Annotated in this window: 6 protein-coding genes; 5 read left to right on the top strand and 1 reads right to left on the bottom strand. The window is 69.6% G+C overall.

The features are described 5' to 3' along the window. The 5 genes from RMP09_RS07490 to RMP09_RS07470 form a co-directional block, all read left to right on the top strand. Positions 1 to 1282, top strand: a 1282-nt coding sequence (locus RMP09_RS07490; RefSeq protein WP_310565348.1) for a DUF1302 domain-containing protein, incomplete at its 5' end; no start/stop codon positions are given. A gap of 19 nt (positions 1283 to 1301) precedes the next feature. Beyond that, positions 1302 to 2660, top strand: a complete 1359-nt coding sequence (locus RMP09_RS07485) for a DUF1329 domain-containing protein (RefSeq protein WP_310565347.1) — start codon at positions 1302 to 1304, stop codon at positions 2658 to 2660. Next, on the top strand, positions 2660 to 3751 hold the full coding sequence (locus RMP09_RS07480) for a WD40/YVTN/BNR-like repeat-containing protein (RefSeq protein WP_310565346.1): 1092 nt from the start codon (positions 2660 to 2662) through the stop codon (positions 3749 to 3751). The genes RMP09_RS07485 and RMP09_RS07480 overlap by 1 nt, the downstream gene beginning before the upstream one ends. 10 nt (positions 3752 to 3761) lie before the next feature. Further along, positions 3762 to 6194 (top strand): MMPL family transporter, encoded by a 2433-nt coding sequence (locus tag RMP09_RS07475; RefSeq protein WP_310565345.1) that lies wholly within the window; start codon positions 3762 to 3764, stop codon positions 6192 to 6194. Positions 6195 to 6234: 40 nt separating this feature from the next. Next, positions 6235 to 7206 carry an alpha/beta hydrolase gene (locus tag RMP09_RS07470; protein WP_310565344.1) on the top strand — a complete coding sequence of 324 codons (972 nt, stop codon included), beginning with the start codon at positions 6235 to 6237 and terminating at the stop codon, positions 7204 to 7206. A gap of 11 nt (positions 7207 to 7217) precedes the next feature. Here the strand turns inward: RMP09_RS07470 and RMP09_RS07465 are convergent. Next, positions 7218 to 7517: helicase C-terminal domain-containing protein (locus tag RMP09_RS07465; protein WP_310565343.1), on the bottom strand; the 300-nt coding region annotated here is incomplete at its 5' end.

The raw sequence follows: 7517 nt of genomic DNA, 5'->3' as shown, positions 1-7517 counted from the left end.
GGCCAACGAATTCATCCCGGCCACGCGCAGCCGGCACGGCCGAGGCGGCGAAGTGCTCGACGCCTTCGTCTACGCCAAGGGTTCGGTGGGCGAGCTGCCCGGTTCCATCCGCGTCGGCAAACACGCCCTGCAGTACGGTGAAAGCCTGTTCTTCGGGCAGAACGGCATCGCCAATGCCCAGGGCCCGGTGGACGTGGCCAAGATCGTCTCGGTGCCCAACTGGCAGTTCAAGGAAGTGCTGCTGCCGGTGGAGCAGGTCTCGGGCAGCCTGCAGGTGGCCGAAGGCGTGACGCTGGGCGGCTACTACCAGCTCAAGTGGAGGCCCAGCAAGATCCCGGGCGTGGGCAGCTATTTCTCGAACCAGGACTACATCGGGGGTGGCCAGGTGTTCTTCGGCCCGCCGCTGCCGCCGGTGCTGGTGACCGACAACAGCAAGGACCAGCGTCCGGGCGACAGCGGGCAGTTCGGCGCCCAGCTGCGCTGGTCGCCCGCGGGCAGCGACTACGAGTTCGGTTTCTACGCCGCGCGTTACCACGACAAGACCCCCGCCGTGCCGGTGTTCGACCTGGTCAACGGCAACGTGCACCAGGTCTACGCCGAGGGCATCAAGACCGTGGGCGCCAGCGTCACGTCTTCCATCGGCCAGCTGAACTGGGCGCTCGAAGGCTCGGTGCGCACCGACGCACCGCTGGCCAACGACCCCGCCGTGCTCGGTGGCGCGCCCTTCATGCCGCCGCTCAACTGCAGCGGCTCCGCCAGCAACCCCTGCTACGCCATCGGCAAGACCGCGCACCTGAACCTCTCGGGCATCTACGTGCTCAACAAGTCCAGCCTGTGGGACGGTGGCGCGCTGGTGGCCGAACTGGCCTGGAACCGCGTCATGAGCGTGGACAAGAACCCCAGCGCTGTGGGCTTTGGCGGGCTCGACCCCAACACCACCCGCAGCGCCATGGCGTTTCGCATGATCTTCGAGCCGCAGTACTTCCAGGTGCTGCCGGGTCTGGACCTGTCGATCCCGATCGGCCTGGGCTACAACTTTGGCGGCCGCTCCTCGGCCATCTTCAACTTCGCCGGCGGTGCCAGCAAGGCGGGCGATGTCAGCGTGGGCATCAAGGCCAAGTACCAGAACAGCTGGAACGTCGGCCTGAACTACACGGCCTTCTTCGGCAAGGAAAACACCTTCACCGTGGCCGACCCGCGCACCCCCACGCGCATGTTGTCCTTTGGCCAGACCCTGAAAGACCGCGACTACCTGTCCTTCAACGTCTCCCGCACCTTCTGACCCCCACCCGAGAAACACCATGAAGCACAACGCAAAACCCCACTGGCTGCTGGCCGCGCTGCTGGCCACGTCCCTCCCGCTGCAGGCCGCCGTGACGGCGGAAGAAGCCGCCAAACTCAAGTCCACGCTGACACCGGTGGGCGCAGAAAAGGCCGGCAACAAGGCCGGCACCATTCCGGCCTGGGACGGCGGCCTGAGCAAGGCCCCCGCGGGCTACCGCAACGGTGACGCGCGCCCCGACCCCTTTGCCGCCGACAAGCCCCTGCTGTCGATCAGCGCGAAGAACATGGCCGAACACGCCGACAAGCTCACCGACGGCGTGCAGGCGCTGATGAAGAAGCACCCCGACTTCCGCATCGACGTCTACCCCACGCGCCGCAGCGCCGCCGCGCCGCAGTTCGTCTACGACAACACGTTCCTGAATGCCACCCGGGCGAAGACGGTGGAAGGGGGCCACGGCGTCGAAGGCGCCTACGGTGGCATTCCGTTTCCCATCCCGAAGGACGGCTATGAAGCCATCTGGAACCACCGCCTGGCCTGGCGCGGCGGCAACTACACCATGCCGGTGCGGGTCTGGGTGGTGACGGCCGACGGCCGGCGCAGCATGGCCTCGGGCGGTGTGCAGACCATCAGCCAGACCTACTACGACAAGACCGGCAGCCTGGACAAGTTCGACGGCTTCTACCAGTTCGGCAAGTTCGTGGCCAACGCCCCGGGCTCCAAGGCCGGTGAGGCGATCCTCGCGCACGACGGCGTCAACGCCTCGGCGCCGCGCGGCCTGTGGCAGTACCTCGTAGGCCAGCGCCGCGTGCGCAAGGCGCCCTCGGTGGCCTACGACACACCCGACTCCGTGACCTCGGGCATCGGCCTGTTCGATGAAGCCTTCAACCTGTTCGGCCCGATCGACAAACACGATCTGAAGCTGGTCGGCAAGAAAGAGGTCTACATCCCCTACAACAACAACCGCGCAGCCGCCGCCAAGGTGGAGGAGCTGGTGACACCGGGCACGCTCAACCCGGCCCAGGTGCGCTGGGAGCTGCACCGGGTGTGGGAAGTCGAGGCCACGCTGGCCGCGGGCAAGCGCCATGTGGTGCCCAAGCGCAAGTACTACATCGACGAAGACTCGTGGCAGATCGTGCTGTTCGATGGCTGGGACGCCAAGGGCCAGCTCTGGCGCACCAACTACTCGCTGATGCTGACCGCGCCCGACATCCCGGCCGTGACCAGCTTCGTGATGTGGGGCGGCTATGACATGCAGAGCGGCGCCTACTACCTGAACATGGCCTCCAACGAACTGCCCAGGCAGTACGAGGTCATGCCGCCGCTGTTGCGTTCGGTGTTCAGCCCCGAGTTGCTGGCCAGCGAAGGCAGCAGGTGATGGCTCCCGTATCGGCTGCGCGCTCCGGCGTGTCGCGGCGCGCGGCGCTGGTGGGGTTGGCCGGCGCTGCGGTGCCCGGGCTGCTACCGCTGTACGCGGTCGCTGCGCCGGCCCCCGCTGCGCTCTCGCGCCCGGCCCTGATGAGTCCCAAGGCCCTGGGTGCCGCGATGCTCGCGGTGACCCGGGCCGGCAGCCGCCTGGTGGCCGTGGGCGAGCGTGGCACGGTGCTGCTGTCGGACGACCACGGCCAGCACTGGCGGCAGGCGGCCGTGCCGGTGCAGGTGACGCTGACCTGCGTGGCTTTTGCCGATGAGCGCCACGGCTGGGCCGCCGGTCATCTGGGCACCATCCTGCACAGCGACGACGGCGGCCAGACCTGGCGCAAGCAGCTCGACGGCATTGCCGCCGCCGCACGCGTGGCCGAAGCGGCGCGCGCATCGGGCGACGCCGCGGCCCTGGCCGACGCACAGGCCCTGGTGGACGAAGGCCCGGACAAGCCCTTCTTCGACCTGAGCTTCATCGACGCGCAGCGCGGCTTTGCCGCGGGCGCCTATGGGCTGCTGTTCGCCACGGCGGACGGCGGCAAATCCTGGCAGCCGCTGCCGGCGCGAGCGGCCAACCCGCAGGGCCTGCACCTCTACGGCCTGCGGGCCACGGCTGGCCAGCTGGTCGTGGCCGGCGAGCAGGGCCTGCTGATGCGCTCGGTCGATAACGGTGCCAGCTTCGAGGCCCTGCCATCGCCCTACAAGGGCAGCTTCCTCGGCCTGCTGCAAACCCCGGGCGGCCACCTGGTTGCCCACGGGCTGCGCGGTTCGGCCTACCGCGCCGGCCCCGGCGCGGCGCGCTGGGAGCGGCTGGAGAGCCAGACCGCCGCCTCGCTGGGGGCCAGCGCCGTGTTGCCCAACGGCGGCTTCGTGCTGGTCAGCCAGGTCGGCGAGGTGTTGATCGCACCACCCGATGCCGCCGCCCTGCGCCGCCTGCCCGTGCGCGAATCCGTGCCCATCGCCGGTGCCGCCCTGGCCGCCGACGGCGCCCTGGTCCTGGCCAGCCTGCGCGGCATGCGCCGCCTGGCTTCATTGCCCATCGAGTGAACCCGTTTCCATGAACCACGATTCCCCCCTCGACGCCCAGCCCGTCGTCACGCGGCTGGAGGACTTTGACCCGGCCTCGGGCTCGGTCATCGAACGCGCCTTCTTCAACCACCGGCCCTGGGTGCTGCTGCTCGGCCTGCTGCTCACCCTGGTGCTGGGCTGGCAGGCCACGCGGCTGCAGCTCAACGCCAGCTTCGAGAAGACCATTCCCACCGGCCACCCCTACATCGCCAACTACCTGGCGCACAAGGCCGACCTGGGCGGCCAGACCAACGCGCTGCGCCTGGTGGTGCAGGCCAAGGAGGGCACGATCTTCGACCGGCAGTACCTGGAGACGCTGCAGAAGCTCAACGACGAGATCTTCCTGCTGCCCGGGGTGGACCGCCCGTTCATGAAGTCGCTCTGGACCTCCAACACGCGCTGGGTGGCCGTGACCGAAGAAGGCCTGGACGGCGGGCCGGTGATCCCCGATGCCTTCGACGGCTCGCCACAAAGCCTGGCCGAGCTGCGCGCCAACGTGGAGCGCTCGGGCGAGATCGGCCAGCTGGTGGCGGGCGACTTCAAGTCCAGCATCGTCTTCGTGCCGCTGCTGGACCGTCACCCCGAGACCGGCCAGGCACTGGACTACGGCGACCTCTCGCGCCAGATCGAGGCGCTGCGCGCGCGCTACGACAGCGATGCGCTGCAGATCCGCGTGACCGGTTTTGCCAAGGTGGTGGGCGACCTGATCGAAGGCCTGCAGCAGGTGCTGCTGTTCTTCCTGCTGGCGCTGGCCATCACCACGGCCCTGCTCTACGGCTACACGCACTGCAAGCGCAGCACGGCGCTGGTGGTGGCGTGTTCGCTGGTGGCGGTGGTCTGGCAGTTCGGTGCGTTGGCGCTGCTGGGCTTCGAGCTCGACCCGTATTCGGTGCTGGTGCCCTTCCTGGTGTTCGCCATCGGCATGAGCCACGGCGCGCAGAAGATGAACGGCATCATGCAGGACATCGGGCGCGGCACGCACCGCGTGGTGGCCGCGCGCTACACCTTCCGCCGCCTGATCGTGGCCGGCGCCACCGCGCTGCTGTGCGACGCCGTGGGCTTCGCGGTGCTGTTCATCATCCAGATCAAGGTGATCCAGGACCTGGCGCTGATCGCCAGCATCGGCGTGGCCATGCTGATCGTGACCAACCTGCTGCTGCTGCCCATCCTGCTGTCCTACGTGGGCGTGAGCCCCAAGGCGGCCGAGCGCAGCCTGCGCGCGGACTCGGCCGAGGCCCTGCAGCGCTCGTGGCTGTGGTCGGGCCTGACCCGTTTCACCCGGCGGCCGGCCGCCGCCATCGCGGTCGCCACGGGCGCGCTGCTGGCCGCGGCGGGCTTCGCGGTGAGCCTGCACCTGTCCATCGGCGACCTCGACCCGGGCGCGCCCGAGCTGCGCCCGGACTCGCGCTACAACCAGGACAACGCCTACCTGATCTCGCACTACGCGGCCAGCACCGACATCCTGACCGTGATGGCCACCACGCCGCCCGACCGCTGCACCAGCTACGGCGCGCTGTCCACGCTGGACGCGCTGGCCTGGCAGCTGGAGCAACTGCCCGGGGTGGAGTCCACCAACTCCATGGCCGCGCTGTCCAAGCTGGCCATGGTGGGCTACAACGAAGGCCACCTGAAGTGGTTCGAGCTGCTGCCCAACGAAAGCGCCCTGGGCGGTGTGCAGACCCGCGCGCCGCGCGAGCTGTTCAACCAGAGCTGCTCGTTCCTGGCGCTCTACGTCTACCTGAAAGACCACAAGGCCGAAACGCTGGAGCGCGTGGTGGCCGAGGTGGAACGCTTCAAGGCACAGAACGACTCGCCCGAGCTGACCTTCAAGCTCGCCGCGGGCAGCGCCGGCATCGACGCGGCCACCAACATCGTGGTGCGCCAGGCCATGCGCGAGATGCTGCTGTGGGTCTACGCCGCCGTGGTGCTGCTGTGCTGGATCACCTTCCGCTCCTGGCGCGCGGTGATCGTGGCGGTGCTGCCGCTCATGCTCACGTCCATCCTGTGCGAAGCGCTGATGGTGGGCCTGGGCATGGGCGTGAAGGTGGCCACCTTGCCGGTGATCGCGCTGGGCGTGGGCATTGGTGTGGACTACGCGCTCTACGTGCTCAGCGTCACGCTCACCCGGCTGCGCGCCGGTGCCAGCCTGGCCGACGCGTATGCGCACGCGCTGCAGTTCACCGGCCGCGTGGTGATGCTCACCGGCGTGACGCTGGCGCTGGCCGTGGGCACCTGGGCGTTTTCGCCCATCAAGTTCCAGGCCGACATGGGCATCCTGCTGGCCTTCATGTTCGTCTGGAACATGGTGGGCGCGCTGGTGCTGCTGCCCGCGCTCGCGCACTTCCTGCTGCCCGGCCCCCAGGCCGCCCGCACGCCAGCGACCGAGGCGCCCGCGCCGCATCCCGAACCCGCTGCGGCCTGAGCGCCTGAGCGTCTATTTTTGCCCCACAACAGAGAACACCATGACCGTCACCACCACGCTCCCCCGTGCCCCCATGGACCCCGGCCTCGCCAGCTTTCTGGCCCAGGCCGCCGCGCAGGGCAACCCGCCGCTGGAGTCGCTGCCGCCCGCGGTCGGGCGCCAGATCTACCGCGACCTGGCCGCGGGCCTGGGCCTGCCGCCACCGGCCGTCGCCACGGAAGACCGCAGCATCCCGGGCCCCGGCGGCCCGCTCCAGCTGCGCATCTACCACCCCGATGTTTCCGGGTCACTGCCCGCGCTGCTTTACGTGCACGGCGGTGGCTTCGTGATCGGCGACCTCGAGACCCACGACGCGGTGTGCCGCACCCTGTGCCACGACGTGGGCGCCGTGGTGGTGGCGGTGGACTACCGGCTCGCGCCCGAGCACCCGTTTCCCGCCGCCGTGCAAGACGTGGTCTGCGCGCTGCAATGGCTGGCCACGCATGCGCGCGAGCTGCGCGCCGATCCGTCGCGCATCGCCCTGGCGGGCGACAGCGCGGGGGCCCAGCTGGCCACCGTCGCCTGCCTGCACACGGCCGGCACGATCAAGCCGCGCGCCCTGGGCCTGATCTACCCGGTGGCGCAGCACCACAGCGAGCCCAGCGCCTCGATGGCCGAGAACGGCGAGGGCAAGTTCCTCACCCTCGGCGTCATGCAATGGTTCATCGACAGCTACCTGGGTGGTCGCAGCGAACTCACCCGGCACCCGGACTTCGCCTTGCTGAGCGCGCCCACACTCGCCACGCTGCCGCCGAGCTGGGTCGCCACCATGGGCCACGACCCGCTGCGCGACGAAGGCCACGCGCTGGCGCAGCGCATCGAACAAGCGGGCGTGGCCACCGAGCACCGCCACTACCCGGACGGCATCCACGCCTGCATCCACTTCACCGCGGTGTCGCCGCTGGGCGGACAGGTGCTCAGCGATCTGGCGCAGTGGCTGCGGGGCCAGGTCGACGCGCAGCCGCGGGTCTGATCGCCGGGGACTCAGCCCACGGGACGGCGGTCGATGACCCACCACGCCGGCAGCAACCGCCGCACCTCGGCGCGCGCGTAGCGGTCGTCGAGCAGCCAGACCGTGCCGTGGTCCTGTTCGCTGCGGATCACACGGCCCGCGGCCTGCACCACCTTCTGCACGCCGGGGAACAGGTAGGTGTAGTCGTAGCCGCGGCCGAACTTCGCCTGCAGCCGGGCCTTGAGCTGTTCGTTCACCGGGTTCACCTGCGGCAGACCCAGCGTGGCGATGAAGGCGCCGATGAGCCGGCGCCCGGGCAGGTCGATGCCTTC

Origin of the sequence: Hydrogenophaga sp., from assembly GCF_031426985.1 — a bacterium.
In the GTDB taxonomy this organism is placed as follows: Bacteria; Pseudomonadota; Gammaproteobacteria; order Burkholderiales; family Burkholderiaceae_C; genus Hydrogenophaga.
Note: the sequence above shows the minus strand (reverse complement) of the source record. Positions and strands in the feature narration are given on the sequence as shown.